20 protein-coding genes are annotated in these 26,966 nt (G+C 72.9%); 11 read left to right on the top strand and 9 right to left on the bottom strand.

Annotation, left to right across the window (positions count from 1 at the left end):
- The first annotated feature begins 59 nt into the window (after positions 1–59).
- From ACFC09_RS23580 to ACFC09_RS23570, 3 genes are all read left to right on the top strand, one after another.
- The gene (locus tag ACFC09_RS23580; protein ID WP_376531581.1) at positions 60–1,511 is read left to right on the top strand and encodes an FGGY family carbohydrate kinase; all 1,452 of its coding nucleotides are present in this window, start codon (positions 60–62) and stop codon (positions 1,509–1,511) included.
- Between the two features lie 137 nt (positions 1,512–1,648).
- A complete protein-coding gene (locus ACFC09_RS23575) occupies positions 1,649–3,382 on the top strand; it encodes an ABC transporter ATP-binding protein (RefSeq protein ID WP_376531579.1) in 1,734 nt (577 codons plus the stop codon).
- Positions 3,382–5,307: an ABC transporter ATP-binding protein gene (locus ACFC09_RS23570; protein WP_376531577.1), complete on the top strand. Its 1,926-nt coding sequence runs from the start codon at positions 3,382–3,384 to the stop codon at positions 5,305–5,307. Before ACFC09_RS23575 ends, ACFC09_RS23570 begins: the two co-directional genes overlap by 1 nt.
- Before the next feature lie 51 nt (positions 5,308–5,358).
- Here ACFC09_RS23570 and ACFC09_RS23565 read toward each other — a convergent pair whose 3' ends face one another.
- Positions 5,359–6,687 carry a sigma-70 family RNA polymerase sigma factor gene (locus ACFC09_RS23565; protein ID WP_376531575.1) on the bottom strand — a complete coding sequence of 443 codons (1,329 nt, stop codon included), beginning with the start codon at positions 6,685–6,687 and terminating at the stop codon, positions 5,359–5,361.
- A 157-nt stretch (positions 6,688–6,844) separates the two neighbouring features.
- On the opposite strand from ACFC09_RS23565, the gene ACFC09_RS23560 reads away from it, so the two are divergent.
- The gene (locus tag ACFC09_RS23560; protein WP_376531573.1) at positions 6,845–7,201 is read left to right on the top strand and encodes a hypothetical protein; all 357 of its coding nucleotides are present in this window, start codon (positions 6,845–6,847) and stop codon (positions 7,199–7,201) included.
- Between the two features lie 3 nt (positions 7,202–7,204).
- On the opposite strand, the gene dnaG is transcribed toward ACFC09_RS23560, so the two are convergent.
- From dnaG to ACFC09_RS23540, 4 genes are all read right to left on the bottom strand, one after another.
- The gene (dnaG, locus tag ACFC09_RS23555) at positions 7,205–9,115 is read right to left on the bottom strand and encodes a DNA primase (protein WP_376531571.1); all 1,911 of its coding nucleotides are present in this window, start codon (positions 9,113–9,115) and stop codon (positions 7,205–7,207) included.
- A 29-nt stretch (positions 9,116–9,144) separates the two neighbouring features.
- The gene (locus ACFC09_RS23550) at positions 9,145–10,410 is read right to left on the bottom strand and encodes an NAD(P)/FAD-dependent oxidoreductase (RefSeq protein ID WP_376531569.1); all 1,266 of its coding nucleotides are present in this window, start codon (positions 10,408–10,410) and stop codon (positions 9,145–9,147) included.
- Positions 10,411–10,546: 136 nt separating this feature from the next.
- The gene (locus tag ACFC09_RS23545) at positions 10,547–11,878 is read right to left on the bottom strand and encodes a deoxyguanosinetriphosphate triphosphohydrolase (protein WP_376531567.1); all 1,332 of its coding nucleotides are present in this window, start codon (positions 11,876–11,878) and stop codon (positions 10,547–10,549) included.
- A 330-nt stretch (positions 11,879–12,208) separates the two neighbouring features.
- The gene (locus ACFC09_RS23540; RefSeq protein ID WP_376531565.1) at positions 12,209–13,225 is read right to left on the bottom strand and encodes a sirohydrochlorin chelatase; all 1,017 of its coding nucleotides are present in this window, start codon (positions 13,223–13,225) and stop codon (positions 12,209–12,211) included.
- A 242-nt stretch (positions 13,226–13,467) separates the two neighbouring features.
- On the opposite strand from ACFC09_RS23540, the gene ACFC09_RS23535 reads away from it, so the two are divergent.
- Positions 13,468–14,145 carry a vancomycin high temperature exclusion protein gene (locus ACFC09_RS23535; protein WP_376531563.1) on the top strand — a complete coding sequence of 226 codons (678 nt, stop codon included), beginning with the start codon at positions 13,468–13,470 and terminating at the stop codon, positions 14,143–14,145.
- Positions 14,146–14,392: 247 nt separating this feature from the next.
- Here the strand turns inward: ACFC09_RS23535 and ACFC09_RS23530 are convergent, their stop codons facing one another.
- Positions 14,393–16,678, bottom strand: coding sequence for a PQQ-binding-like beta-propeller repeat protein (locus tag ACFC09_RS23530; protein WP_376531561.1), 2,286 nt, complete (start codon positions 16,676–16,678; stop codon positions 14,393–14,395).
- Between the two features lie 287 nt (positions 16,679–16,965).
- Positions 16,966–17,838: an SDR family oxidoreductase gene (locus ACFC09_RS23525; protein WP_376531559.1), complete on the bottom strand. Its 873-nt coding sequence runs from the start codon at positions 17,836–17,838 to the stop codon at positions 16,966–16,968.
- 111 nt (positions 17,839–17,949) lie between these two features.
- Here ACFC09_RS23525 and ACFC09_RS23520 point away from each other — a divergent pair, with 111 nt between their 5' ends.
- Together ACFC09_RS23520 and ACFC09_RS23515 are read left to right on the top strand one after the other, a co-directional pair.
- The gene (locus ACFC09_RS23520; RefSeq protein WP_376531557.1) at positions 17,950–18,522 is read left to right on the top strand and encodes a TetR/AcrR family transcriptional regulator; all 573 of its coding nucleotides are present in this window, start codon (positions 17,950–17,952) and stop codon (positions 18,520–18,522) included.
- Positions 18,523–18,714: 192 nt separating this feature from the next.
- Positions 18,715–20,877, top strand: a complete 2,163-nt coding sequence (locus tag ACFC09_RS23515) for a molybdopterin oxidoreductase family protein (RefSeq protein WP_376531555.1) — start codon at positions 18,715–18,717, stop codon at positions 20,875–20,877.
- Here the strand turns inward: ACFC09_RS23515 and ACFC09_RS23510 are convergent.
- Complete coding sequence (locus ACFC09_RS23510) at positions 20,864–21,283, bottom strand: gamma-glutamylcyclotransferase family protein (RefSeq protein ID WP_376531553.1); 420 nt, start codon at positions 21,281–21,283, stop codon at positions 20,864–20,866. The genes ACFC09_RS23515 and ACFC09_RS23510 overlap by 14 nt on opposite strands.
- A gap of 170 nt (positions 21,284–21,453) precedes the next feature.
- Between ACFC09_RS23510 and ACFC09_RS23505 the strand changes: the two genes are divergently transcribed.
- The 4 genes from ACFC09_RS23505 to ACFC09_RS23490 all read left to right on the top strand — a co-directional run bounded on the left by ACFC09_RS23505 (position 21,454) and on the right by ACFC09_RS23490 (position 25,930).
- Entirely contained in the window at positions 21,454–23,097 is a 1,644-nt protein-coding gene (locus ACFC09_RS23505) for a M4 family metallopeptidase (protein WP_376531551.1), read from the top strand.
- A gap of 84 nt (positions 23,098–23,181) precedes the next feature.
- Positions 23,182–24,090, top strand: coding sequence for an aminoglycoside phosphotransferase family protein (locus ACFC09_RS23500; protein WP_376531549.1), 909 nt, complete (start codon positions 23,182–23,184; stop codon positions 24,088–24,090).
- A gap of 406 nt (positions 24,091–24,496) precedes the next feature.
- Positions 24,497–25,066, top strand: a complete 570-nt coding sequence (locus ACFC09_RS23495) for a hypothetical protein (protein WP_376531547.1) — start codon at positions 24,497–24,499, stop codon at positions 25,064–25,066.
- 246 nt (positions 25,067–25,312) lie between these two features.
- Positions 25,313–25,930 (top strand): class F sortase, encoded by a 618-nt coding sequence (locus tag ACFC09_RS23490; RefSeq protein WP_376531545.1) that lies wholly within the window; start codon positions 25,313–25,315, stop codon positions 25,928–25,930.
- A gap of 21 nt (positions 25,931–25,951) precedes the next feature.
- On the opposite strand, the gene ACFC09_RS23485 is transcribed toward ACFC09_RS23490, so the two are convergent.
- On the bottom strand, positions 25,952–26,734 hold the full coding sequence (locus ACFC09_RS23485) for a sulfite exporter TauE/SafE family protein (protein WP_376531543.1): 783 nt from the start codon (positions 26,732–26,734) through the stop codon (positions 25,952–25,954).
- Positions 26,735–26,966 lie beyond the last annotated feature (232 nt).

The raw sequence follows: 26,966 nt of genomic DNA, 5'->3' as shown, positions 1-26,966 counted from the left end.
CACCCCCACCCCACCGCCCCCGGCCGAAGCAAGCGCAGCGATACGGCAGAATTCGGTCCATGGGGATAGTCGCCGGCCTGGACAGCTCGCCCGATTTCACGCGCATCGTCGTCTGCGACACGGACACGGGAGCCGTGCTCCGGCAGGGCTATGCGCCGCACCCCGTGGAGAACGCCGACGGTGGGCGCCCCTCCGACATCGACCCGCAGGCGTGGCTGCTCTCCCTCGGGGAGGCGGCCGGCGGCGGGCTGCTGGAGGGCGTTCAGGCGATCGGCGTGTCCGCGCAGCAGAACGCGCTGATCCCGCTCGACGCACAGGGCAACACGGTGCGACCCGCGCTGGTGGGCGGCGACAAGCGGGCGCAGGTCGCGGCGGCGGACCTGGTCGACGCGCTCGGCGGCCGGGAGGCGTGGGCGCAGGCGGTGGGCAGTGTGCCGCAGGCCGCGCAGCCCGTGACCAAACTGCGCTGGCTCGCCAGGAGCGAAGCCGACAACGCCCGGCGCACCGCGCTGCTGCTCCAGGCCCACGACTGGCTGGTGTGGCAGTTGCTGGGCCGGCCGGCCCAGCGGACCACCGACCGGGGCGGGGCCTCCGGGACCGGCTACTGGTCCGCGGCCACCGGTGCCTACCGGCCCGACCTGGTCGAGCTGGCGCTGGGTCATCAGGCCGCGCTCCCCGAAGTGATCGGTCCGGCGGACGCGGCCGGCCGGACACCCGAGGGGCTGCTGATCTCCGCCGGTACCGGCGAGACGATGGCCGCCGCCTTCGGGCTGGGCATCGGACTGGGTGACGCGGTGGTGTCGCTGGGCGCCTCCGGCTCGGTGATGGCCGTCCATCCCGAGGCGCTCGCCGACCAGTCCGGGATGATCACCTCGCTCGCCGACGCCACCGGCCTGCACCTGCCGGTCGTCACCACCCTGAACGCCGTACGGGCCCTGCGCGGCACCGCCGAACTGCTCGGCCTGGACGGCCTGGACGCCCTGTCGGAGCTGGCGACGAAGTCGACGCCGGGGGCGCACGGGCTGGTGCTGCTGCCCTACCTGGAGGGCGAGCGGACCCCGCAGCTGCCGCACACCGCCGGGACCCTGGCGGGTCTGCGGCGGGAGTCGATGAAGCCGGAGCACCTGGCGCGGGCCGCCTTCGAGGGCATGCTGTGCGGTCTCGCGGACGCGCTGGACGTGCTGCGCGGGCGGGGCGTGGAGGTGCGGCGGGTCTTCCTGCTCGGGGCGGCGGCGGAACTGCCCGCGGTGCAGGCCGCGGCGCCCTCGCTGTTCGGCACGCAGGTCGTGGTGGTGCGCCCGGCCGACTACGCCGCGATCGGCGCCGCCCGGCAGGCCGCCTGGGCGCTGGGCGTGTCCCAGGGCACGCTCGATCCGCGTACCCCGCCGGTCTGGCAGGACGCGGAGGCACAGACCTTGGAGCCGGGTGACGACCTGGCCGTGGGGCAGGCGGTGCGGCAGCAGTTCGTATCGGTACGGGAGCAGCTCCACCCCGGGGCATTTCCGGCGTAGGGGGTGGACTTTGCCCATTCTCGACCTGAGTCGGTGCCGCAACTGGATTAATCGGTTGAGGTAACGCGGGTGGAGTGTCCGACGATAGGGGCGAAGGGCGCACCGACCCGTCCACCGCCGACTCCGAGAGACCCAGCGTGCTCATACGACTTCTGCGAACCTATCTGAGGCCCTACAAAAAACCGATAGTCCTCCTGGTGCTGCTGCAACTCCTGCAGACCTGCGCCACCCTCTACCTGCCCACGCTCAACGCGCACATCATCGACAACGGCGTCGTGAAGGGTGACACGGGTTACATCCTGTCCTTCGGCGCGCTGATGATCGGCATTTCACTCGCCCAGGTCGTGTGCAACATGGGCGCCGTCTACTACGGCGCGCGGACCGCGTCCGCGCTCGGCCGGGACGTGCGGGCCGGCATCTTCGACAAGGTGCAGTCCTTCTCCGCGCGTGAGGTCGGCCACTTCGGCGCGCCGTCGCTCATCACCCGTACGACGAACGACGTGCAGCAGGTCCAGATGCTGGTACTGCTGACGTTCACGCTGATGGTGTCCGCGCCCATCATGTGCGTGGGCGGCATCATCCTGGCGCTCGGCCTGGACGTTCCCCTGTCGGGGGTCCTGGTCGCGGTCGTACCGGTGCTGGGCATCTGTGTGACGCTGATCGTGCGCCGGCTGCGTCCGCTGTTCCGGTCCATGCAGACGCGGTTGGACACGGTGAACCAGGTGCTGCGCGAGCAGATCACCGGCAACCGGGTCATCCGCGCCTTCGTCCGGGACGAGTACGAGCAGGGCCGGTTCGGCAAGGCCAACGGCGACCTGACCGAGATGCAGTTGGCCACCGGGCGGATGCTGGCGCTGATGTTCCCGATCGTCATGACCGTGGTGAACGTGTCCTCGATCGCCGTGGTGTGGTTCGGCGCGCACCGCATCGACAGCGGCGGGATGCAGATCGGCGACCTGACCGCGTTCCTCGCCTATCTGATGCAGATCGTCATGTCCGTGATGATGGCCACCTTCATGTTCATGATGGTCCCGCGCGCGGAGGTCTGCGCCGAGCGCATCGAGGAGGTCCTGGGGACCGAGTCCAGCGTGGTGCCGCCGACGGCGCCGGTCACGGAGTTGCGCCGGCACGGGCATCTGGAGATCCGCGGGGCCGGGTTCCGCTATCCGGGTGCCGAGGAGCCGGTGCTGAGATCCATCGACCTGGTGGCCCGGCCGGGCGAGACGACCGCCGTGATCGGCTCCACGGGCAGCGGCAAGTCGACGCTGCTCGGGCTGGTCCCGCGGCTGTTCGACGCCACCGACGGCGAGGTGCTGGTGGACGGCGTGGACGTGGCGAGCGTCGATCCGGCACTGCTCGCGAAGACGGTCGGGCTGGTGCCGCAGAAGCCGTACCTGTTCGCCGGCACCGTCGCCACCAACCTGCGCTACGGCAATCCGGACGCCACCGACGAGGAGCTGTGGCAGGCGCTGGAGGTGGCGCAGGCCAAGGACTTCGTGCAGAAGCTGGAGGGCGGCCTCGACGCGCCGATCGCGCAGGGCGGCACCAATGTCTCCGGCGGTCAGCGCCAGCGGCTGGCCATCGCCCGCACCCTCGTGCAGCGCCCGGAGATCTACCTCTTCGACGACTCCTTCTCCGCCCTCGACTACGCCACCGACGCGGCCCTGCGCGCCGCGCTCGGCCGGGAGACCTCGGCGGCCACCGTGGTGATCGTCGCCCAGCGGGTGGCGACCATCCGGGACGCCGACCGGATCGTGGTCCTGGACGAGGGCCGGGTCGTCGGCACCGGCCGCCACCACGAGCTGATGGCGGACAACGAGACGTACCGGGAGATCGTGCTCTCCCAGCTCACGGAAGCGGAGGCTGCCTGATGGCCGGGCCCATGGGACGCATGACGGCCGGTGCTCCGGACCAGCGGTCGATGGACTTCAAGGCGTCGAGCAGACGGCTCATCGCCCGGTTCCGGCCCGAGCGCCTCATGCTCTACGTCATGCTGCTGTGCACGGTCGTGAGCGTGACGCTCAGCGTGATCGGTCCGAAGATCCTCGGCAAGGCCACCGACCTGGTCTTCGCGGGCATCATCGGCCGCCAGATGCCGGCCGGGACCACCAAGGAGCAGGTGCTCCAGTCGATGCGCGAGCGGGGCGAGGGCACCGTCGCGGACATGCTGAAAAGCACCGACTTCACGCCCGGCAAGGGCATCGACTTCGACGCCGTCGGCAAGGTCCTGCTGTTCGCGCTGGTCACCTTCCTGGTGGCCGGTCTGCTGATGGCCGTGGTGACGCGGCTGGTGAACCGGGCCGTCAACCGGACGATGTACCGGATGCGCGAGGACGTGCAGACGAAGCTGTCGCGGCTGCCGCTGTCGTACTTCGACAAGCGCCAGCGCGGCGAGGTGCTCTCCCGTGCCACCAACGACATCGACAACATCGGGCAGACGCTCCAGCAGTCGATGGGGCAGCTGATCAACTCGGTGCTCACCATCGTCGGCGTGCTGGTGGTGATGTTCTGGGTGTCGTGGCTGCTGGCGCTGGTCGCGCTGGTCACCGTGCCGCTGTCGTTCGTCGTCGCCACCAGGGTCGGCAAGCGCTCGCAGCCGCACTTCGTGCAGCAGTGGCGCTCCACCGGCAAGCTGAACGCGCACGTCGAGGAGATGTACACCGGGCACACCCTGGTGAAGGTGTTCGGGCGGCAGGAGGAGTCGGCGAAGCAGTTCGCCGAGCAGAACGAGGCGCTGTACGAGGCCGGGTTCAAGGCGCAGTTCAACAGCGGGGTGATGCAGCCGCTGATGATGTTCGTGTCGAACCTGAACTACGTGCTGGTCGCCGTGGTCGGCGGGCTCAGGGTCGCCTCCGGCTCGCTGTCGATCGGTGACGTGCAGGCTTTCATCCAGTACTCGCGGCAGTTCTCGATGCCGCTGACCCAGGTCGCCTCGATGGCGAACCTGGTGCAGTCCGGTGTCGCCTCCGCCGAGCGGATCTTCGAACTCCTGGACGCGGAGGAACAGGAGGCGGATCCGGTGCCCGGCGAGCGGCCGGCCGAGCTGCGCGGCCGGGTGGCGCTGGAGGACGTGTCCTTCCGCTACGACCCGGACAAGCCGCTGATCGAGGACCTGTCGCTGACGGTGGAGCCCGGCCACACGGTCGCCATCGTCGGCCCGACCGGCGCGGGCAAGACCACGCTGGTCAACCTGCTCATGCGGTTCTACGACGTGTCCGGCGGGCGCATCACCCTCGACGGCGTCGACATCGCGAGGATGTCCCGGGACGAACTGCGGTCCGGCATCGGCATGGTGCTCCAGGACACCTGGCTGTTCGGCGGCACGATCGCGGACAACATCGCGTACGGCGCGGCCCGCGAGGTCACCCGGGGCGAGATCGAGGAGGCGGCGCGGGCGGCCCACGCCGACCGGTTCGTACGCACCCTGCCGGACGGCTACGACACCGTGATCGACGACGAGGGCACGGGCGTCAGCGCGGGGGAGAAGCAGCTCATCACCATCGCGCGGGCGTTCCTGTCCGACCCGGTGATCCTGGTGCTCGACGAGGCGACCAGCTCCGTCGACACCCGTACCGAGGTGCTGATCCAGAAGGCGATGGCGAAGCTCCAGCACGGCCGGACCTCGTTCGTCATCGCCCACCGGCTCTCCACCATCCGGGACGCGGACACCATCCTCGTCATGGAGAACGGTTCGATCGTCGAACAGGGCGCGCACACCGAGCTGCTGGCGGCGGACGGGGCGTACGCGCGGCTGTACAAGGCGCAGTTCGCGCAGGCGGTCGCCGAGGTCGACTGACCGGCCCGACACCGTCGCGGGGGCCGCTCACCGTCAGGTGAGCGGCCCCTTTCAGTCGAGGTAGCCCCGCAGTTGGTCCGCGAAGGCGTGGTCGCGGAGCTTGCCCAGGGTCTTGGACTCGATCTGCCGGATCCGTTCCCGGGTGACGCCGAAGATGCGCCCTATCTCCTCCAGGGTGCGCGGGCGGCCGTCGGCCAGCCCGTAGCGGAGCTGGACGACCTTGCGCTCCCGTTCCCCGAGCGTCGACAGCACCGCCTCCAGATGCTCCCTGAGCAGCAGGAAGGCGGCCGATTCCACGGGGCTCGCGGCGTCGCCGTCCTCGATGAGGTCACCGAGGGCGACGTCGTCCTCCTCGCCGACGGGCGCGTGCAGCGACACCGGTTCCTGGGCCAGCCGCAGCACCTCGCCGACCCGCTCCGGCGACAGGTCGAGGTGGGCGGCCACCTCTTCCGGGGTGGGTTCGTGGCCGCGTTCCTGGAGCATCCGGCGCTGCACCCGGACGACCCGGTTGATGAGTTCGACGACGTGCACGGGCACCCGTATGGTGCGGGCCTGGTCGGCGAGCGCACGGGACATGGCCTGCCGGATCCACCAGGTGGCGTACGTGGAGAACTTGTAGCCGCGGGCGTAGTCGAACTTCTCCACGGCGCGGATCAGGCCGAGGTTCCCCTCCTGGACGAGGTCGAGCATGGTCAGTCCGCGGCCGATGTACCGCTTGGCGACGGAGACCACGAGCCGCAGGTTGGCCTCGATGAGCCGGCGCTTGGCCATCCGGCCCATGACCACCAGACGGTCCAGGTCGAGGGCCAACTCCTCGTCCACGCCGGGGGTGTTGCCGAGCCTCTCCTCGGCGAAGAGTCCGGCCTCGACCCGGCGGGCGAGTTCGACCTCCTCGGCCGCGGTGAGCAGCGATATGCGGCCGATCTCACGCAGGTACTGGCGGAACAGGTCCGAGGTGGGGCCGCCGGACTCGGCGCGGGCAGCGGGTGGTTCGCCGGACTCCGGCGCCTCGGCCGCGGGCGTCCCGGCGATTGTCCCGGCGATTGTCCCGGCGAGTGTCCCGCCGAGTTCTGCCGGGGCCGTCGGCTCCGTCTCGGGGTGCAGCGCGGCCCGGCTCTGCGCGGGCACGGCCGCGATGACACCGGGCTCCGCGTCCGGCACCGCCTCCGGCACCGCGGTCGTGCTCGGCTCGGTCTGGGCGAGGGTCTGGGTCTGCACGGGGGCGACCTCCAGGATGATCGCTGGCCGGGCGTACGGCAGCGGTACTTCGGGGGCGGAGTCGACGGCCTCGCCGCTGTCCGTCCCGTACGTGATGAGCGGAACCGCGGGGATGTAGGACCCGTGCGGGACGGATCTGCCGCGCTCCGAGGACTCAGGCACCGCACCCCAGTGTGGGGTACGACACATCTCTGCCACGAGGGGCGTGCGGTGACTTTTTGCGTCCGGTCCGTGACCGGGCGATTACTCAGCTCGTTCGGTCATCGGATCGAGGGCCGGGAGTGACTGCGGCCCGTGGAACTGAGGCTGGATGGACGGCATGGGCGAGATCGAGGAACCGCGGCGGCGTCTTGAGGCTCTGGAGGCTCAGGTGAGCCAGGTGGTGGCGGAGCCCACGACGCGTAACCTCGCCGTGGGCTCCGACAGTGACGTGGCCGCGCTACACGTGCAGCGGCGGGCCGACATGCAGGTGATCCGGGCCTTGCGGGACACGCAGTTGGAGCACGGCAAGACCCTGAAGGAGCACAGCGAACTGCTCGCAGCGCTCGTGACCGGGCAGGTCGAACAGGGCAAGGCTCTCGCCGATCACAGCGAAATGTTGCGGACCCTCGCAGCCGGACAGGCCGCGATCCTCGACCACCTCGGCATCACGCCGCCCGAGCCCCCGCAGGACTGACCCTCACAGCGCCGCCGCGCCCTGCACCTTCAGGGCCTGGTCGTACTGCTGGAGCACCCACAGCTCGTTGCGGGCGGCGGCCAGCTGGGCGGGGTCGCCGCCCGCTTCCAGGCGGCGCACGGTGATCTGGATCTCCTGGATCCGCCGCTCCACCGCCCGGCGGCGGACGGTCACCAGTTGTTCGCCCGCGTACAGCTCGTCGACCGTGCGGCGCAGGATGGTCTCGACCGCCAGTTCCGTGACCATCGCGCGCACGGTGTCGTCCTGGGCCGCCTCGCGCACCCGGAGCAGGTACTCCTGCGGGTCCTGTACGCCGTGCTCGGCGCCGCCCGCCTCCAGGACAGCCTCGCGGACGGCCGCGTACGGGGCGGCGGTGAACTCGTCGACGCCGTACGCGTCGAACGCCGGGGAGACCAGCTCAGGGCGTTGCAGGGCGAGTTTCAGCAGTTCACGTTCGGTGGCGTAGACCGGGTTGCGCAGGGTGAGGGCGGGGCCGGAGCCGGTGCGGCGCGGGGCCGCCGCCTCGTACTGCTGCTGCGGGCCGCGGGCCGGCGCCGGTGCCCGGCCGCTCCCGCCGCGCTCGCGCGCCCAGCGCGCCAGCTGGGCGACCCGCTTGACCACGAACTGGGTGTCCAGGATGCCGAGCATGCCCGCGAGTTCGACCGCGACCTCGTGCTGGGCGCCGCTGTTCTTGATGCGGGCGACGACGGGCGCGGCCTCGTCCAGGGCGGCCGCGCGGCCCGCCGGGGTGTCCAGGTCGTAGCGGGCGACGATGTGGCGGAGGGCGAACTCGAACAGCGGGGTGCGGGGTTCGGCCAGGTCGGCGACCGCCTCGTCGCCCTTCGCCAGGCGCAGCTCGCACGGGTCCATGCCGTCCGGTGCGACGGCGATGTACGTCTCGGCGGCGAACTTCTGGTCGTCCTCGAAGGCGCGCAGCGCGGCCTTCTGGCCCGCCGCGTCGCCGTCGAAGGTGAAGATGACCCGCGCCGAGCCGTTGTCCATCAGCAGGCGCCGCAGGATCTTGATGTGGTCGCCGCCGAAGGCCGTGCCGCAGGTGGCGATGGCCGTGGTGACCCCGGCGAGGTGGCAGGCCATGACGTCGGTGTAGCCCTCGACGACCACCGCGCGGCTGGACTTGGCGATCTCCTTCTTGGCCAGGTCGATGCCGTACAGGACCTGGCTTTTCTTGTAGATCGCCGTCTCGGGGGTGTTGAGGTACTTGGGGCCGGTGTCCGCCTCGTACAGCTTGCGTGCGCCGAAGCCGACGACCTCGCCGCCGATGTCCCGGATCGGCCACATCAGCCGGCCGCGGAACCGGTCGATGGGGCCGCGGCGGCCCTCCTGGGAGAGGCCGGACAGGAGCAGTTCCTTGTCGGTGAAGCCCCGGCCGCGCAGATAGCGGGTGAGGTGGTCCCAGCCCTGCGGGCTGTAGCCGACACCGAAGTGCACGGCCGCCGCCTGGTCGAAGCCGCGCTCGGCGAGGAAGACCCGGCCGGTGTCAGCCTCGGGGCTGGTGGCGAGCTGTTCCGCGTACCACTGAGCGGCGACCTTGTGCGCCTCGACCAGGCGGATCCGCTCGCCGCGCTGGTGCGCGGGGTTGTACCCGCCCTCCTCGTAGCGCAGGGTGATGCCGGCCTGGGCGGCGAGGCGCTCCACCGCCTCCGAGAAGGAGAGGTGGTCGACCTTCATCACGAACGTGATGGTGTCGCCGCCCTCCTGGCAGCCGAAGCAGTGGAAGAGACCCTTGCTCGGACTGACCTGGAAGGACGGCGACTTCTCGTCGTGGAAGGGGCACAGGCCCTTCAGGTTGCCGCCACCGGCGTTGCGCAGCTGGAGGTACTCGGACACCACGGCGTCGATCGGGACCGCGTCCCGTACCGCCTTCACGTCCTCGTCGTTGATCCGTCCTGCCACGCGGTGATTCTACGGTGGCGGACCGGGCCCTAGGGGACGAGGCCGTCCAGCGGGACGTGCGGGTCGGCCAACGCCTCGGTGTCCACCCGGGCCTTGGTGCGGATCAGCCGCTGGATGGGGTCTGTGACGTCCCACACATTCACGTTCATCCCGGCCAGCACTCGCCCCTCCTTCACCCAGAACGCGATGAACTCGCGCTTGCCCGCGTCCCCGCGGATCACCACCTGGTCGTAGGTGCCCGGCGGGGCCCAGCCGCTGTACTCCATGCCCAGGTCGTACTGGTCGGTGAAGAAGTAGGGCATGCGGTCGTAGACGACGTCCTGGCCGAGCATGGCGCGGGCCGCGCTGGGGCCGCCGTTGAGGGCGTTCGCCCAGTGCTCCACCCGCAGCCGGGTGTCGAAGAGTCCGAGCGGGAAGGCCGCCACGTCGCCGACCGCGAAGATGTCGGGGTCGGAGGTGCGCAGCCGCTCGTCCACGACGATGCCGCCGCCGTGCTCCCGGTCGGCGATCTCCAGGCCCGCCGCCTCGGCCAGACCGGTGCGGGGGGCCGCGCCGATCGCGGCGAGGACGTCGTGCGCGGGGTGTTCCTCGCCGTCGTCGGTGCGGGCGGCGAGGACCATGCCGTCCTGGCCGGTGATCTCGGTCAGCCGGGCCCCGAAGTGGAAGCGGACCCCGTGTTCGCGGTGCAGGTCGGCGAAGATCATGCCGAGTTCCGGTCCGAGGACCCGGTGCAGCGGCGTCGGCCCGTGCTCCACGACGGTGACCTCGGCGCCGTACTCCCGCGCGGCGGCGGCGACCTCCAGGCCGATCCAGCCGGCGCCCGCGATCACCAGGTGGCCGTTGTCCCGGCCCAGGTGGCCGAGGACGCCCTTGAGCCGTTCGGCGTGGTGGAGGCGGCGCAGGTGGTGGACGCCGACGAGGTCGGTGCCGGGGATGTCGAGGCGGCGCGGCTCCGCGCCGGTGGCCAGGAGCAGCTTGTCGTAGCGGACGATGGTGCCGTCGTCGCCGAAGCGCACGGTCTTCGCGGCGCGGTCGATCGCGTCGACCGTCTGTCCGAGGTGCAGTTCCACGTCGTTCTGCGCGTACCAGGTGGGCTCGTGCACGAAGACGCTGCTGCGCTCCTCCTTGCCGAGCAGATAACCCTTGGACAGCGGGGGCCGTTCATAGGGGTGGTCGCGTTCGTCGCAGATCAGTATCACCCGCCCGCTGAAGCCCTCCGACCGGAGTGTCTCGGCCGCCTTGGCGCCGGCCAGGCCCCCTCCGACGATGACGAACGTCTGGTCCGCGTCGACCACTTGATGCCTCCTCGTAAGCGTGCCGCCACATGCGAGCGTCCCGCACGGAGCGTGAACCGGGAAGGGGTAGTGACCCGATCAGGCCACGGAGGGTCACGTCCGGGTGGAAATGCACCTCATCAGTCTCACCCGTCGGTCACGTCCGGCGGGTCAGGCGCGCGTGCAGCGAGCGCGCGGAGGCGTCGGTGAGGGAGGCGATCTGGTCGACGACGACCCGCTTGCGGGCGCTGTCGCCGGGCGCCGCCTCGAACAGGGCACGGAACTGCGGGTCCAGCCCTTCGGGGGCCCGCGCGGTGAGCGCCTCGGCCAGTTCGGCGACGACGACGCGCTGGTCCGCGCGGAGCCGTTCCTGCTCGGCGCGCTGCATCACGAACCGGTCGGCGACCGCCTTGAGGACCGCGCACTCCATCCGGGTCTGCCGGGGTACGACGAGTTCGGCGCCGTAGCGGGTGAGCCGCCCGCTGCCGTGGGCCGCCCGGGTGGCGCCCTCGGCGGCCAGGCAGAAACGGCCGATGAGCTGGCTGGTGGCGTCCTTGAGGCGGGCCTGGGCGACCGCGGTGCCGTCGTAGCCGTGCGGCCACCACTCCTGGTCCTGGAGCCGGTCGAGCGCTGCGGCGAGTTCGGCGGGGTCGGTGTCCGCGGGCACGTACCGGCCGACGGCGACCTCGCACACGGAGCGGCGCTCCGGCCCGGCGCGCAGCGCGCGGGGGTCGACGTGGCCGGCGTGCAGGCCGTCCTCCACGTCGTGCACCGAGTACGCGACGTCGTCGGACCAGTCCATGACCTGGGCCTCGAAGCAGGTACGGGTGCCCGGGGCGGCCTTGCGGACCCAGTCGAAGACGGGCCGGTCGTCCTCGTACACGCCGAACTTGCGGGAGGCGGGGTCGGTGGGGTGGGCGCCGCGCGGCCAGGGGTACTTGGTCGCGGCGTCGAGGGCGGCGCGGGTGAGGTTGAGGCCGACGGAGCCCTCAGCGGTGAACCGCTTGGGTTCGATACGGGTGAGCAGTCTGAGGGACTGGGCGTTGCCCTCGAAGCCGCCGCAGTCCCGCGCGAACTCGTTGAGGGCCTGTTCGCCGTTGTGGCCGAAGGGCGGGTGGCCCAGGTCGTGGGAGAGGCAGGCGGCCTCGACCAGGTCGGGGTCGCAGCCCAGGGTGGCGCCCAGTTCCCGGCCGACCTGGGCGCACTCCAGGGAGTGGGTGAGCCGGGTGCGCGGGCTGGCGTCCCAGGCCGGTCCCATGCTGCCGGGCGTCACCACCTGGGTCTTGCCGGCCAGACGGCGCAGCGCCGCGGAGTGCAGTACGCGCGCGCGGTCCCGCTGGAAGGCGGTGCGGCCCGGACGCTTGTCGGGTTCGGGGGCCCAGCGCTCGGCCGACGCCGGATCGTAGGCCGCGTAGGCGGCGGTGTCCGGGCCGGAGTCGGCGGGGCCCTGAGGGGCGGAGTCGTAGGCGGCGGAGGGTGCGGGAGCCATGTTTCGACAGTAGGCGCCGACCATGACATTCGGATGGCTGCCGGGCGCCCGCGCGTTGCCGGGAGCGCGGGTCGCGCGGTCGTGCGCGGTCGCACGGGTTGGGTGGAGTACACGGTCAGGTGCGGTCGCACGGGGCGTGTGGTCGCACGGTCAGGTGCGGTCGCACGGGGCGTGTGGTCGCACGGTCAGGTGCGGTGGCGCCGGCCCGCGAGTGAGGGTTTTGCGTCCCAGGGCACGTCGGGGTCTCACCCCACGGGGTCTCGCCCCACGGGATCTCACCCCTGGGGGCACGTCAGGGCGCCGCCCCGGGAACCGTCCCCGTCGCCGGTGTCACGCCGACGCCGGCGCCGGTTCCGTGGCCGACGGCGCCACCAGGGCCGCCGCGGTCGCCGGGTCCGCCAGCGCCTGGTCGTAGCGGAGCAGGACCAGACGGGCGAGCGCCGGGTGGTCGCCCAGCGGGGCGGACGCCAGCCAGGGGGCCGCCTGCGCGCACTGGGTGGCGAAACGGCCGGGGGCGGTGAAGCAGGAGGCCACGGCGATCCGGTCCCGGCCGCGGGCCGCCAGCGCCCGCAGCGCCGTGGGCACGGTCGGTCGCGCGGCCGAGGCGTAGGCGGGGACGACGGGCACGCCCAGGCGGTCGGCGAGCAGGCGGGCGGTGCGCCGGGTGTCGACTGCGGAGTCGGCGTCCCGGGAGCCGGCGGCGGCGAGGACGACCGCGTCGGTACGGCGGGTGGCCTCGGTCGCTCCGGCGGGCCAGCCGGCCTCCATGAGCCGGTCGTACAGGGTCTGCACGAGCAGCGGGTGCGGGCCGAGCGGCGCGGCCACGCGCGCGTGCGCCGCGGTGGCGGCGATCGCCTCCGGCAGGTCGTGTTTGACGTGGTGGCCCCGGGTGAGCAGCAGCGGCACGAGCACGGCCGGGGCGGTCCCGAGGGCGGCGAGGGTGTCGGGGAGCAGCGGCTCGTTCAGTTCGACGTGCCCGAGCCGGACCGGCACGGCGGGACGCAGCCGCCGTACCCGTTCCATGATCGCGCGCACGGTGTCCAGCGCGCGCGGGTCGCGGCTGCCGTGCGCCACCAGGACGAGGGCGGGCGGTCCCGGGCGGCGGCTGCCGTCGAGCGGACGAAGGCTGCCGCCGGGCGGACGAAGGCTGCCGCCGGGCGGACGAAGGCTGCCGCCGGGCGGACGAAGGCTGCCGCCGGGCGGACGAAGGCTGCCGCCGGGCGGACGGAGGCTGCCGCCGGGCGGACGGAGGCTGCCGTCGTGCGGACGGAGGCTGCCGTCGTGCGGACGGAGGTCGGGCGGACCGGTCGGGTGGCTGCCGGTCGGGAGCCTGCTGGTCGGGTTCATGAGGTACGGAGCGCGGTGCGGTCGGGGCGGATGGGGGACTCGTCGCGCGGGGGTTTCGACGCCGTCATGGAGCGATCCTCGCTGCCGGAGGTTGCACGCCCGTTGCACGGTGGTCACGGGTGTTTTCCGGCGGTTCACACCTCCGGACGGCGCGGCGTGAGGCGAACCGGACGACCGTGCGCCGCGTCCTCCAGGTCGGGAAACGCCAGGGTAACGCCACCCTGGGGAGGGAGGGGCATCGCATGAGGATCCGCCGGCCGCGCCTGCCGCGCACCCGAGCCGGACAGCGGCGACTGCTACAGGGCGTGGTGGCCGGGTGTGTGCTCGCGCTGGCCCCGGCCGCCTGGCTGCACCTGTCCACGGCCGACCGGCTGCGCCCCCTCGCCGACGTGCCGCGCGCCGACGTCGCGGTCGTCTTCGGCGCGGGCCTGTGGCACGGCGAGCCGTCGCCGTACCTGGCGCACCGGCTGGACGCCGCGGCGGAGCTGTACCGGGCGGGCCGGATCGACGTGGTCCTGGTGACCGGCGACAACAGCCGTGCGGACTACGACGAGCCGGACGCGATGCGCGCCTACCTGACCCGGCACGGCGTGCCCGACCGGCGCGTCGTCAGCGACTACGCGGGCTTCGACACCTGGGACTCCTGCGTCCGCGCGAAGAAGATCTTCGGCGTGGACCGGGCGGTGCTGGTCAGCCAGGACTTCCACATCCGGCGCGCGGTGGCGTTGTGCGAGGCGGCGGGCATCGACTCGTACGGCGTCGGCGTGGCCGAGGAGCGCGACGTCACCTGGTACTACGGCGGCGTCCGCGAGATCTTCGCGGCGGGCAAGGCGGCGCTGGACGCGGTGGTCGAACCGGATCCCCGGTTCCTCGGCCCCCGGGAACCGGGGGTGCGGGAGGCGCTGGCGAGCGAACGCTGACAGTCACCGGAACACCAGGTACCGGGGTGCCGGGTCTCAGTCAGGGGTTCGCTCCTGCGTCGGGGCGATCCGCTCACCGTCCCGTCGGCACATCGCGCGGATCACCGGACACGTGATGGTCCCCGCCGCTCGATGGCGCACGCCGAACAGGGCCGACCGGGTGCGCTGCGGACGCTGCGGCGAAAGCCCCGTCGCGCCCCGGATCAGGGCGTCGGTGGGGCTGCGGCGCATTGATCCGCGCCGAAGGTCACACGCGCATCGCCCACAGTGTGCCGCTGCCGTCGAGGACCACGACCGAGTTGCCGCTCGCGGCAGGTTCGCTCATGGCCGTGCTGTCGAACCGGCCTGTCCAGAGCGTGCGGCCGTGCTCCGCCTCGACGATCCGCACGCTGGTCCAGCGCTGGAACACTCGCGCCTGCTCCGTCCCGGAGAGCAGGGCGTAGGTGCCGGTGGTCTGCACTCGCGGCGTGTCGGCCCGCCACCGTTGTGTGCCGTCGTCGGCGGCCAGGCACACCGGTCCCGATCCCGTGGGCAGCACGAATCCGCCCGCCACGCTGGTCGTCGCGTGTTCCTTCAGGTCGATTTCTTGGTACGTACTGCCGTGGGTCCAGATCTGCTTGCCGGTGAGTCCGTCCAGTGCGGTGGGTCTGTTGCGGGATCCCGCGGCCAGCGGAAGGAAAACCGTGGTGTCCGACACCAGCTCGTCGAGCGGCTGGAAGGCATCTGTGGTGTTGTCCGGTTCGGTCTTCTGGAACGGGCTCCGCCACATCACCTCACCTGTGTCCGCCTTGCGGCAGACGAGGTCGACGGGGACTGTCCTGCCGCCCTCGTAGCAGAGCAGGCCCTCACCCACCGGCTGCGCCAGGTCGCCGTGCGGCAGGAAGTCGGGGCGTGTCCACAGTGTCTTGCCCGTCTTGCCGAGCACAGCGACTCCGCCGGTGCAGAGGATCAGGTCGCCGGCCAGGGTCCAGGTGGCTTGGTAGGGGGAGGACGCGTCGGTCACCCATCGCGTGTCGCCGGTGCGCGGATCGACTCCGGTCACCAGACCGTCCTCTCCGGTGATCAGCAGGCCGCTGGGCCGGTGCACGTCCAGCCCCATGGTGCTGTTGGAGACCGAGCGCTGCCACCGGCGCTCGCCGGTGGCGGCGTCGAAGGCGTGCACCTGTCCGCCTCTGTTGTCGGAGTCCTGGGTCAGGGCGAGCAGCGTGCCGCCGACGACCGTGAAGCGTGCCTGACGGGCCCAGGCCGCGTTGAGGGGCACCTTCCACAGCGGCTTACCGGTGGCGAGGTCGAAGGTGTGGAGCGCGGCGGTCTCCTTGTAGTAGTGACCGGCGGCCATATGGCACCGGCCGTCGGCCAGGACGACGTCCGGACCGTCGGAGTTGATCACGTCGACGTCTGCGATCTTCTGCGACCAGGCGACCGGATCCCGCTTGGGGTCGCCGGTCAGGTACATCGCCGCCGCCCCTCCGGCGACCGCGACCGCGGCGACGCCCGCGCCCCTTTGGAGCAGGGTGCGCCGGCTCATGCCTGTTCCACCGAGCGGCCCGGGAGACGCCTGAACCGTGGGTACCGCCGCGGGATCGTCATGCACGGTGGCAGCCGGAGACGGCGTACCGGCCCCGTGCTCCGGGCGGTCGGCAACGGTGGGCGAGTAGCGAACCGCGGGTACGGCGGCCTGCCGCGCACCGTCGAAGCGCCGCAACTCGTCGGCGAGCACGGTGGCCGATTCGTATCGCTCGCGCGGGTCCTTGGCCAGCAGCCGGCCGATCAGACGGTCCCACGGAGCGGAGACGGCGGGCACGAGGCTGCTCGGCGCGGGGGGCGGATCATGAAGGTGCGCCGTGACATATCCGAGGGTGTCCGGGGCGTCGAACGGCAGCCGCCCGGTGAGCAGTTCGAACAGCACGCACCCGAGGGAGTACAGGTCGCTGCGCTGCTCCGGGCGCCCGCGCGCCTGCTCCGGCGCCATGTAAGCGGCCGTGCCCACCATGAACCCGGTCTGGGTCAGCCGGTCACCGGTGGCCGAGGCGTCGGCGGCGCGGGCGATCCCGAAGTCGAGCACCTTCAGGCTGCCCGCGGCCGTGACGAACAGGTTCGCGGGCTTGATGTCGCGGTGGAGGATGCCGGCGGCATGCGCCTCACCCAGCGCGTCGCACACCTGCGTTCCCCACCGCGCCACCTCCTCCTCGCCGGCAGGTCCGCGCCGGACAACGGCGTCCAGGCCCTCGCCCCGGAGCAGTTCCATCACGAGGAACGGCGTCGTGCCCTGGCCGGTGGTGGCCTCACCGAGATCGTGGACGGTCACGATATGGGGATGCTGAAGCGCGGCGGTGATCCGCGCCTCCCGCAGAAACCGGGCGCGCGCCTCGTCGGCCCGGCTGCCGCCACCCGCGAGGACCGAGATCACCTTGACCGCGACCGGCCGCCGCAGCCTGGCGTCCCGCGCCTCCCACACCTCCCCCATCCCGCCGCGCCCCAGCGGGCGCACCAGGCGGTAGCGGTCAGCGAGTATCAGATCCCGGTCGTCCACAGCCCCAAGTCCCCCAGCGGTATGCGGTTTGCACTCGGCGGCGTTGATCGTAGACCGTGCCCTGCGAGGACACAGGACCCGGTCGATGCAGACGCCACCGGTCCGCTCTCGCACAGGAGTGCACCAGGCCACCGGTCCGATGCTCCTTGCGGTGCCCCGACCGGCCGCCCCGACCCGCCCTCAGCCTCTCCCAGGGCGTCGACGGAACTGCCTCCCGAAGACGTTCTCCACACCGTGGTGGCAGGGCCTGCCCACCCCGCCGTCTCCCGGTGTTCCCGGTACGGCGATCAGCTCTCGGTGAAGTAGTGGTCGCCCTCCAGGTCTTCGATCAGGCCGGGGTGGGCCGGCTCCCAGTCCAGCAGCTTGCGCGTCTCGGCGTTGGGCAGCGTGAGGTCCATCGTGATGAACGGGAAGCCCTTGAAGTGGTCCGCCGCCTGCTCGGCCGGGATGCTCACCGCCGGGACGCCCAGTCGGCGGCCGACGGCCTCGGCGATCTCGCGCACCGTGATGCCCTCTTCGGCGGCGGCGTACAGCTGGGCCCCGGCCGGCGCCTTCTCCAGCGCCAGCCGGAAGAGGCGGGCGACGTCCAGGGTGTGTCCGGCGGGCCAGCGGTTGGCGCCGTCACCGACGTAGCCGGAGACACCCGTGTCGCGGGCGATCTTGATCAGCGTGGGGACGAAACCGCCCCGGTCCCGCGAGCTGTGGGTGACCGACGGGACCGCGACGAGCATGGCCCGTACACCCCGCTCGGCCAACCCGGCGACCTCGCGCCCGGCGGCGGAGCGGGGGTTGGCGTCGATCGCGGCGTCGCCGGTGGGCGCGGCGCCGATGCCGATGAGGGTCTTGCCCGTACCGGCCAGCGCTTCGCCGAAGGCCCGTATCACGGCCAGGTCGGTGGCCACCGCGCCGGGGAAGTCCCCGGTGAACGCGGCGGCGTGGTCGAACGCGAGGTGGACGACCGCGTCCACGTCGGCCACGGCCCCGCGCAGTCCGGCCGGATCGTGGAGGTCGCCGCGGCGCACCTCGGCGCCCATGGCCTTGACGGCGTCGGCCGAGGAGTCGGACCGGGCGAGCCCGACGACCTCGTGTCCGGCCTGGATCAGTTCGGGCACCACGGCCGAGCCGATGTGGCCGCTGGCGCCGGTGACGAAGACACGCATGAGGACCCCTCCCAGGGTGAGGCACCCCGCCGGAACCGGACGAGGTGATGTGACTTGGTAACGTCACCGTACCAGGTGATGTTACCGAGTCACATCACCTATGCTGTGCCCATGGGCCGATGGGAACCGAACGCACGCGAACGACTGCTGCGCGCCGCACTCGAACTCTTCGTCGAGCAGGGCTACGAGGCCACCACCGTCAACGAGATCGCCGAGCGGGCCGGGCTGACCAAGACCACCTTCTTCCGGCACTTCCCCGACAAGCGGGAGGTGCTGTTCGCCGGCCAGGAGATCCACACCCGGGTGCTGGCCGACGCGATCGCCGCGGCCCCCGACGCGGCCACCCCCCTCCAGGCCGTGACCGCGGCCCTCGACGCCCTCTCCGCCACCTTCACGGAGGACCGGCGCGAGATCGGCATCCGGCTCCGGGCGGTCATCGCCGCCAACAGCGAGCTCCAGGAGCGCGCCGCGTTCAAGGGCATCCGGCTGGCCACGGCCATGACCGACGCGCTCCACGCGCGCGGTGTGCCGGAACCGACCGCGAGCCTCGCCGCCGAACTCGGCGTCCGCGCCTTCGACCAGGGCTTCGGCCGGTGGGCCGACCCGGCCGACCGGCAGCCGCTCACCGACGTCACCCGCCGGGCGTTCGACGACCTGCGGGCCGCGGTCGCCGCGCTCGACTGACGCACACGCAGCGGCACCGACGTGCACGCAGCGGCAATAGCCCCGAGCCGGGCGCCGTGCCGTCCGCCGGGGTCCGGCGGCGGGGCGGCGGACGGCCTCACGGCGCGGCTGAGCGGGCGGGGAGGGTGTCGTCCCGGGGGCGTAACCGGGTGCCCGCACGGGACGTAACACGCCCGGACCACGCTGAACGGCATGGAGACCGCCCCGACGCCCACCCACTGCCCGTACTGCGCCCTCCAGTGCGGCATGCACCTGACGCCCGGACCCGGCGGCGTCGAGGTGACCGAGCGCGCGGACTTCCCGGTGAACCGGGGCGCGCTGTGCGGCAAGGGGCGCACCGCCCCGGCGCTGCTCTCCTCCGCGGTACGGCTGACCTCCCCGCTGGTGCGCTCCGGCGGCACCCTCGTGCCGGCCGGCTGGGACGAGGCCCTGGACCGGATCGCGGCGGGCCTGACCGCGGCCCGGACCGGCCACGGCCCCGACGCGTGCGGAGTGTTCGGCGGGGGCGGGCTGACCAATGAGAAGGCGTACGCGCTCGGCAAGTTCGCACGCGTGGTCCTCGGCACCTCGCAGATCGACTACAACGGCCGTTTCTGCATGTCGTCCGCGGCGGCGGCCGGCACCCGCGCCTTCGGTCTGGACCGCGGGCTGCCCTTCCCGCTGGCGGACCTCCCGCGGACCGGCTGCCTGGTCCTGGTCGGCTCCAACCTCGCCGAGACGATGCCGCCCGCGCTGCGGTACCTCACCGAACTGCGCGCGAACGGCGGCACGCTGATCGTCGTGGACCCGCGCCGCACCCGGACCGCCGAACAGGCCGACCTGCACCTGGCGCCCCGGCCGGGCACCGATCTCGCGCTGGCGCTCGGCCTGCTGCACCTGGTGGTGGCGGAGGGCCGGACGGACGACGCGTACATCCGGGAGCGCACGTCCGGCTGGGGCGAGGCGCGGGCGGCGGCGATGGCGCACTGGCCGGAGCACGTGGAGCGGATCACCGGGGTGCCGGTCCCGCGACTCCGCGAGGCGGTACGGCTGTTCTGCGCACCCGAGGCCGCGATGGTGCTCACGGCCCGGGGCCCGGAACAGCAGTCCAAGGGCACCGACACGGTGGGCGCCTGGATCAACCTGTGCCTGGCGACCGGCCGGGCGGGCCGGCCACTGTCCGGGTACGGCTGCCTGACCGGGCAGGGCAACGGGCAGGGCGGGCGCGAACACGGCCAGAAGGCGGACCAGTTGCCCGGCTACCGCAAGCTGACGGATCCGGCCGCGCGGCGGCACGTGGCCGAGGTGTGGGGCGTGGACCCGGACACGCTGCCGGGACCGGGCCGCAGCGCGTACGAACTCCTCGACGCCCTGGGCACGGACGTGCGCGCGCTGCTGCTGATGGGGTCCAACCCGGTGGTGTCGGCACCGCGCGCGGCCCACGTCGAGGACCGGCTGCGGTCACTGGACTTCCTGGCGGTGGCGGACGTGGTGCTCTCCGAGACGGCGGCGCTCGCGGACGTCGTCCTGCCGGTGACGCAGTGGGCCGAGGAGACGGGTACGACGACCAGTCTGGAGGGGCGTGTCCTGCTGCGGCGGCGCGCGCTCGACCCGCCCCCCGGAGTACGCAGCGACCTGGCGGTGCTGCACGGGCTCGCCGCCCGGCTCGGCGTGGAGAAGGGCTTCCCGACGGACCCCGAGGAGGTCTTCGACGAACTCCGCCGGGCGAGCGCGGGCGGCCCGGCGGACTACTCGGGCATCACCTACCGGCGCCTGTCCGAGGAGAACGGGGTGTTCTGGCCGTGCCCGGACACCCCGCACCGCCCCGCCCCGGCCACCCCCGCACCGCCCCACACCGACCCGGCCACCCCCGTACCCGTCCCGCCGGAGGCGACGCACCCGGGTACCCCCCGGCTCTTTCTCGACCGCTTCGCCACCGAGGACGGGCGAGCCCGGTTCGTGCCCGTGGCGCACCGGCCGGCCGCGGAGGAACCGGACGCCGAGTATCCCGTGCTGCTGACCACCGGGCGGGTCGTGGCCCAGTACCAGTCGGGCGCCCAGACCCGGCGGGTGGCCGAGCTGAACGCCGCCGCGCCGGGCCCGTTCGTCGAACTGCACCCGCGGCTCGCGGCGCGGCTCGGGGCGGCCGAGGGCGATCCGGTCGCGGTGGTGTCCCGGCGCGGACGCGCGGTGGCCCCCGCGCGGATCACCACCGGCATCCGCCCGGACACGGTGTTCATGCCGTTCCACTGGCCCGGCGCGGGCCGCGCGAACACGGTGACCAACCCGGCGCTCGACCCGACCTCGCGCATGCCGGAGTTCAAGGTCTGCGCGGTACGCCTGGAGCGTGCCGCACCGGACGTCACCCCCGGGTGAGCCAGTCACCGGCCGCGATGCGGACTCCCGCGGTCCGCAGCCGGGCGGCGACCGGGGGCGCGGCCAGGTAGACCCAGGCGCGGACGGCGGTGCCGTCGGCGCGGCGGACGTCCCGGGCGACGCGTTCGTAGCGGCTGCGCGGGTCGCCCGGCACGTAATCCTCCAACTCGTCGAGTTCGGCGAGGAGTTGGCCGTAGGCCGTGGGCAGCGCGGTGATCAGGTCGCCGTGCACGACTCCGGTCGGCTCCGCGACGGCGTACGGATAGCCGGGGCCGTCGTACAGGACCGCGCCGGTGAGCCGGGCGGGTTCCGTCGCGTGGGTACGGCCGCGCAGGTACCGGGCGTGGTGGGGCTCGCCGGGGCGGAGGGTGCCGTAGACGAAGAACGGGAGCGCGACAGAGGTCACGGGACCGATTCTCCCCCTCCGCGGCCCCGCCCACAGCTCCCCTCGGGCGGCGCGGGACGTGGCTCCGCCGTACGGACGCACCCTGGACAACCACTTGTCATGCCCTCTTAAATCTCAGGGGACGTCAGTGTCATCCCCACGCCGCACAGGGCGCCTCCCCAAGGAGACCGATGAGTCGGACACGGCACATCCGAGGATCCCGTCTCGCGACGGCAGGTCTGGCCGCCACCACCGCCACCCTGCTGGCCGCCACGCTCTCCCCCACCGCGCACGCCGTCGACAGACCGAGCCGCGCCACCGCCGTCGAGAACGCCGCGACGGCCCTCGTCCGGCACGCCACGGGCCTGGGCCTCACCGCGGCCCAGAACACCCGGGTCCGGGACGTCATCGTCGACGAGGACGGCAGCCAGCACGTCCGCTACGACCGCACCTACCGCGAACTCCCGGTGCTGGGCGGCGACTTCGTGGTCCACCTGACCCCCGACGGCGACTACCGCGGCGCCGACCGCGCGACCCGCCGCGCGATATCCGTCCCCACCGTCACCCCGAAGCTGTCCGCGCCCAGGGCCGCCGACCTCGCGATGAACGCCCTGCGCGCCGCCAACCTCGGCGAACGGCTGAAAGAGGCGACCGCCAAACCGGAACTCGTCATCGACGCGCTGCACGGCGCCCCCACCCTCGCCTGGCGCACCGACGCCGCGGCCCTGGACTCTCTCGGCAACCCGGTCGCCCGCACGGTGCTGACCGACGCCGGGACCGGCGCCCGGATCGACGCCTGGGACAGCATCGAGACGGCCACCGGCGACGGCCGGTCCCTCTACAGCGGGACGGTGCCGCTGGAGACGACCGCCTCCGGCTCGACGTACCAGCTCAAGGACCCCACCCGGGGCAACACGTACACGGGCGACGCCGAGAACAAGACCGACGTGTGCGTCTTCGGCATCTGCGTCAGCCGCGCACCCGCCACCCTCTTCACGGACGCGGACAACCACTGGGGCACCGGGACGACCGCCGACCGCGCCTCGGCCGCGGTGGACGCGCAGTACGGCACCGACGAGACGTGGGACTACTACAAGAACGTCCACGGCCGCAACGGCATCGCCGGCGACGGCCGGGGCTCCTACAACCGCGTGCACTACGGAACCAACTACAACAACGCCTTCTGGGACGGCAGTTGCTTCTGCATGACGTACGGCGACGGTGACGGCACCACCTTCGGGCCGCTGGTGGCGCTGGACGTCGCGGGCCACGAGATGACCCACGGGGTGACGGGCTCGACGGCGGCGCTGAACTACACGGGCGAGTCGGGCGGCCTCAACGAGGCCACCTCGGACATCCTCGGCTCGCTGGTGGAGTGGTACGCGGGCAACGCCGAGGACCTGGGCGACTACCTGATCGGCGAGGAGATCGTCCGCCCCGGCTTCGGCAAGGCCGCGCTCCGCTTCATGGACCAGCCCTCCAAGGACGGCAGTTCGGCCGACTACTGGAGCAGTTCGGTCGGCAACCTGGACGTCCACTACTCGTCGGGCGTCGCCAACCACTTCGCGTACCTGCTCGCGGAGGGCAGCGGCGCCAAGACCGTCAACGGGGTCAGCTACAACTCCCCCACCTACAACGGCACCACGGTCACCGGCATCGGCCGGGACAAGCTCGGCAAGATCTGGTACCGGGCGCTGACGGTCTACATGACGTCCACGACCAACTACGCGGGCGCGCGGGCGGCGACGCTGAACGCGGCGGCGGGCCTGTACGGCGCCGGGAGCACGGAGTACAACGCGGTGGCGGCGGCCTGGAGCGCGGTCAACGTGAACTGAGGGGAATTCCGTGGCACGCCGGGGCCCGGCGCGGCTACGCTCCGGACCCCGGCAGCCGCCACCGCCCACCCGACACGGAGACCCATGCCCGGCGCGAAGATGCACGACGACGAACTCGACGTCGACGGCCCGCTCGTGCGCCGCCTGATCGCCGGGCAGTTCCCCGAGTGGGCGGGGCTGGCCGTCACCGGGATCGCGTCCGCCGGGACGGACCACGCCATGTTCCGGCTGGGCGACAACCTGGTCGTACGGCTGCCGCGCCGGCCCGGTACGGCCGGGCAGGTGGCCAAGGAGCAGCACTGGCTGCCCCGGCTCGCGCCGGCCCTCCCGCTGGCGGTCCCGGTACCGCTCGGGCTGGGCGCACCGGCCCCGGGGTACGGCCATCCGTGGTCGGTGCTGCGCTGGCTGGCGGGCCGCGACGCCCACACCGCCCCGATCGCCGAACTCGGCTCCGCCGCGGTGGAGCTGGGCCGTTTCGTGGCCGCGCTCCGGAAGGCCGACGCCACCGGCGGTCCGGTGTCCTGGCGGGGCGGCCCGGTCGCGGCGAACGACCGGTATGTCCGCGCGGCCATCCGCGACCTGGGCGCGGCGTGCACGGTGGACCCGGCCGCCGCGACGGCGCTGTGGGAGGAGGTCGTACGGCTCCCCCAGTGGGACGGCGAGCCCGTGTGGCTGCACGGCGACCTGCTGCCGGGGAACCTGCTGACCGAGGCGGGCCGGCTGACCGCGGTGATCGACTTCGGCGGGCTCGGCGTCGGGGATCCGGCGGCCGACACCCTGGCCGCCTGGGCGGTCCTCACCGCCGGCACCCGCGGCCTGTTCCGCGAAGCGTCCGGCACCGACGCCACGACCTGGGCGCGCGGGCGCGGCTGGGCGCTGTGCTTCGGCCTGATGGCGGAGCACTACTACCGACGGACGAACCCGGTCCTGGCAGCGGTGGCCCACCGCACGACGACGGAGGCCCTGGCGGACCACGCCACCGGCGGGGCCTGAGGCTCCACCCCCCGGCGGGGCCTGAGGGCCTAGCCCCCCGGCGGGGCCTGAGGGCCTAGCCCCCCGGCGGGCTCCTTCCTCTCCTTCCTGCCCTTCCCTCGACCCCGGTGGGCGCTCCCCAGGGGCGGTGCGGCGACCTCTGAGGGAGCGTCACCCGTTCACACGCCGTGGGCGGGCCGTTCGTGTGTTCTTCCGCCATGGACCTCCGCACGCCCATGACCTGCCGGAACGCCGATCCCGGCGCGGGCTCGCGGTGCCCGCGCGACACCCGTTCACCGCAGTTCTGACGGAGTGTCAGGAAGCGGGGTCGGCCGCGTGGGCTTTATCTCGGTAGGGCAGGGGCGCGACCTCCACCGCAGCACAGGGGGTGCCGCGGGTCGCGGTCCCTGGCACGCGAGGGAGCACGATGCGAAGCACCGCCCGCATGCTGACCGGTACCGCGCTCGCCGTCGCGGCAGCGGGTCTCGCCACCGCGCCCGCGCACGGCGGTGACCGCGCCGTGGCGGCGCACCCGCGCAGCGCACCGGGCGCCGCGACGACGACCGCCGCTCTGGAGGTGTACCCGTCCATCGCGATCCCGGGCGGGCAGATCACGGTGAACACCACGGCGTGCGGGGAGAAGGGCACGGCGGCAGGCGACGCCTCCGCGGTCGGCGCCGGCACCTTCACCCTGGCGCCGAGCACGCACGAGGGCGACGCGATCGGCCAGTTCCGGGTGCCGCCGAGCGCGCAGCCGGGGACGTACGAGATCGTCGCCCGATGTGCCGAGGGCAACCGGCAGGTCACCGGCGATCTGATGGTGACGCTGGCCGCGGCGCACTCGCAGGCGCAACCGCACGGCAGCGTGAAGACGGGGGTCGGCGGCGCGCTCGGCTCCGACCCCGTGCAGACCGCGGCGGGTGTGGCGGCACTGGCCGTCGCCGCCGCGGGCGGTACCTGGCTCCTGCATCGCCGGGCGAGAGGCGACGGGATCTGACGGACACCCTCCGCTGTCCGTCTGCCGGTACCGCCATTCCCCGCCCCCTCCGGGTCCGACGCCCCTCGCGGCCCGGAGGGGGTACGGGGTTCCGATCCCGGAGGTCCGGATGGTCCGGGAGATCCGGGAGGTTCAGGAACTCCGGGAGGGTCCGGGAGGTTCAGGAGGTTCAGGAACTCCGGGAGGGTCCGGGCAGTCCGTCAGTTCCGGTAGGTCCGGGGGGTTCAGGAGGTTCGGGAGGTTCGTATGCGCAGGATCGGGGACACCGCGATAGCCGCGGTCACCTTGGTCGCCCTGGGCTCCGGCGTGTGGCTGCTCGGCACCGCCCACCTGTCCGCGCCGCCGCAGCCCGCCGCCGCCGAGGGCGTCCCGGACCCGGGCGAGGAGCGCCTGACGGCGCCCGCGCTGCCGCCCTCCCCGCCCACCCGGATCCGGATCCCGTCGATCCGGGTCGACGCCCCCCTGACCGGCCTCGGTCTGACCCCGTCCGGCGGTCTCGACGTGCCGCCGGCCACGAACAAGAACCTGGCCGGCTGGTACGAGTCCGGCACCGCGCCCGGTGAGACGGGCACCGCGATCGTCGCCGGGCACGTCGACAACTCCGAGGGTCCGGCCGTCTTCTACGACCTCGGCGCGCTGAAGCGGGGCGCCACCGTCGAACTGGACCGGCGGGACGGCAGCGTGGCGGTGTTCACCGTGGACGCGGTCGAGGTCTACCAGGCGCGGGACTTCCCCGACGAGAAGGTGTACGGCGCCGCACGACGCCCCGAGCTGCGGGTGATCACCTGCGGCGGGGGCTACTCCAAGGCCACCGGCTACCGGGGGAACGTGGTCGTCTTCGCGCACCTGACCGGCAGCCGGTAGCGCACGGCCGGGCGACGGCCGCTAGGCGATCCACTGCTCGTAGGCCAGATCCGCCACCAGCGCGAACACCACCGTCAGCAGCACGATCCGGACGAACCCGCTGCCCTTCTTCAGCGCGGTGCGCGCGCCCAGGGTACCGCCGACGAGGTTGAACACGGCCATCAGGGCGGCGAGCCGCCACAGGACCGTGCCCTGCCAGGCGAACGTGGCGAGCGCCCCCGCGTTGGTGCAGCAGTTGACGATCTTGGCGGTGCCGGAGGCGGTGACCAGGTCGAGGTGGAGGACGGCGGTGAGGGCGAGGACGAGGAAGGTACCGGTGCCGGGTCCGACGAGGCCGTCGTAGAAGCCGATGCCCAGGCCCGCGAGGCCGATGGCCGCGAGGATCCGGCGGCGGCCGGCCGGACCGGCCGCCGCTGCCGCGCCGAAGGAGGGACGCAGGATCACGAAGGCGGCGACGGCGAGCAGCACCACCATGATCACCGGCTTGAGCACGTCGGTGCTCATCCCGGCCGCGAAGAACGCCCCGGCCGAGGAGCCCGCGAGCGCGGCGAGGCCGATGCGGACGGCGTTGCGCACGTCGACGGGTGCCCGGCGGGCGTACGTCACCGCCGCGCCCGTCGTGCCGACGATGGCGACCGCCTTGTTGGTGCCGAGCGCGTACGCGGCCGGGGTGTGCGCGGGCAGGCCGAGCAGCAGCGCCGGCAGGAGCAGCAGCCCGCCGCCGCCCACCACGGCGTCGATCCAGCCGGCCGCGAGCGCGGCGAGGCAGAGCAGGGCGACGACGGGCAGCGTTATGTCGGGCATGATCGCGACCCTACGGAGCGATCACTGCACGGGCCACCCTTCCTGAGGTACTTCTGAGCTTCACCGCGGCCCGGCCCCACGGCCCCCGCGTGTCCCGTCCGAGGCCACGGCCCGTCCCGCCCTGCCCCACCCTGCCCTGCCCCGCCCCGTCTCGTACGGCTCCGTACGGCCGGTCCCGTCCCTCACAGCTGCCGCCGCTGCCCGCTGAGGGCAGCGTTCCGCCCGGGAAACA

Source organism: Streptomyces sp. NPDC056161 (assembly GCF_042268025.1).
GTDB lineage: Bacteria > Actinomycetota > Actinomycetes > Streptomycetales > Streptomycetaceae > Streptomyces.
The sequence above is the reverse complement of the archived record's forward strand: the minus strand, read 5'-3'. Positions and strand labels throughout refer to the sequence as shown.

Coding starts and splice junctions, on each gene's coding strand:
- ACFC09_RS23580 (WP_376531581.1), top strand. CDS start 60: ATGGGGATAGTCGCCGGCCTGGACAGCTCGCCCGATTTCACGCGCATC.
- ACFC09_RS23570 (WP_376531577.1), top strand. CDS start 3,382: ATGGCCGGGCCCATGGGACGCATGACGGCCGGTGCTCCGGACCAGCGG.
- ACFC09_RS23560 (WP_376531573.1), top strand. CDS start 6,845: ATGGGCGAGATCGAGGAACCGCGGCGGCGTCTTGAGGCTCTGGAGGCT.
- ACFC09_RS23545 (WP_376531567.1), bottom strand. CDS start 11,878: ATGGCTCCCGCACCCTCCGCCGCCTACGACTCCGCCCCTCAGGGCCCC.
- ACFC09_RS23540 (WP_376531565.1), bottom strand. CDS start 13,225: ATGAACCCGACCAGCAGGCTCCCGACCGGCAGCCACCCGACCGGTCCG.
- ACFC09_RS23535 (WP_376531563.1), top strand. CDS start 13,468: ATGAGGATCCGCCGGCCGCGCCTGCCGCGCACCCGAGCCGGACAGCGG.
- ACFC09_RS23525 (WP_376531559.1), bottom strand. CDS start 17,838: ATGCGTGTCTTCGTCACCGGCGCCAGCGGCCACATCGGCTCGGCCGTG.
- ACFC09_RS23520 (WP_376531557.1), top strand. CDS start 17,950: ATGGGCCGATGGGAACCGAACGCACGCGAACGACTGCTGCGCGCCGCA.
- ACFC09_RS23515 (WP_376531555.1), top strand. CDS start 18,715: ATGGAGACCGCCCCGACGCCCACCCACTGCCCGTACTGCGCCCTCCAG.
- ACFC09_RS23505 (WP_376531551.1), top strand. CDS start 21,454: ATGAGTCGGACACGGCACATCCGAGGATCCCGTCTCGCGACGGCAGGT.
- ACFC09_RS23500 (WP_376531549.1), top strand. CDS start 23,182: ATGCCCGGCGCGAAGATGCACGACGACGAACTCGACGTCGACGGCCCG.
- ACFC09_RS23495 (WP_376531547.1), top strand. CDS start 24,497: ATGCGAAGCACCGCCCGCATGCTGACCGGTACCGCGCTCGCCGTCGCG.
- ACFC09_RS23490 (WP_376531545.1), top strand. CDS start 25,313: ATGCGCAGGATCGGGGACACCGCGATAGCCGCGGTCACCTTGGTCGCC.
- ACFC09_RS23485 (WP_376531543.1), bottom strand. CDS start 26,734: ATGCCCGACATAACGCTGCCCGTCGTCGCCCTGCTCTGCCTCGCCGCG.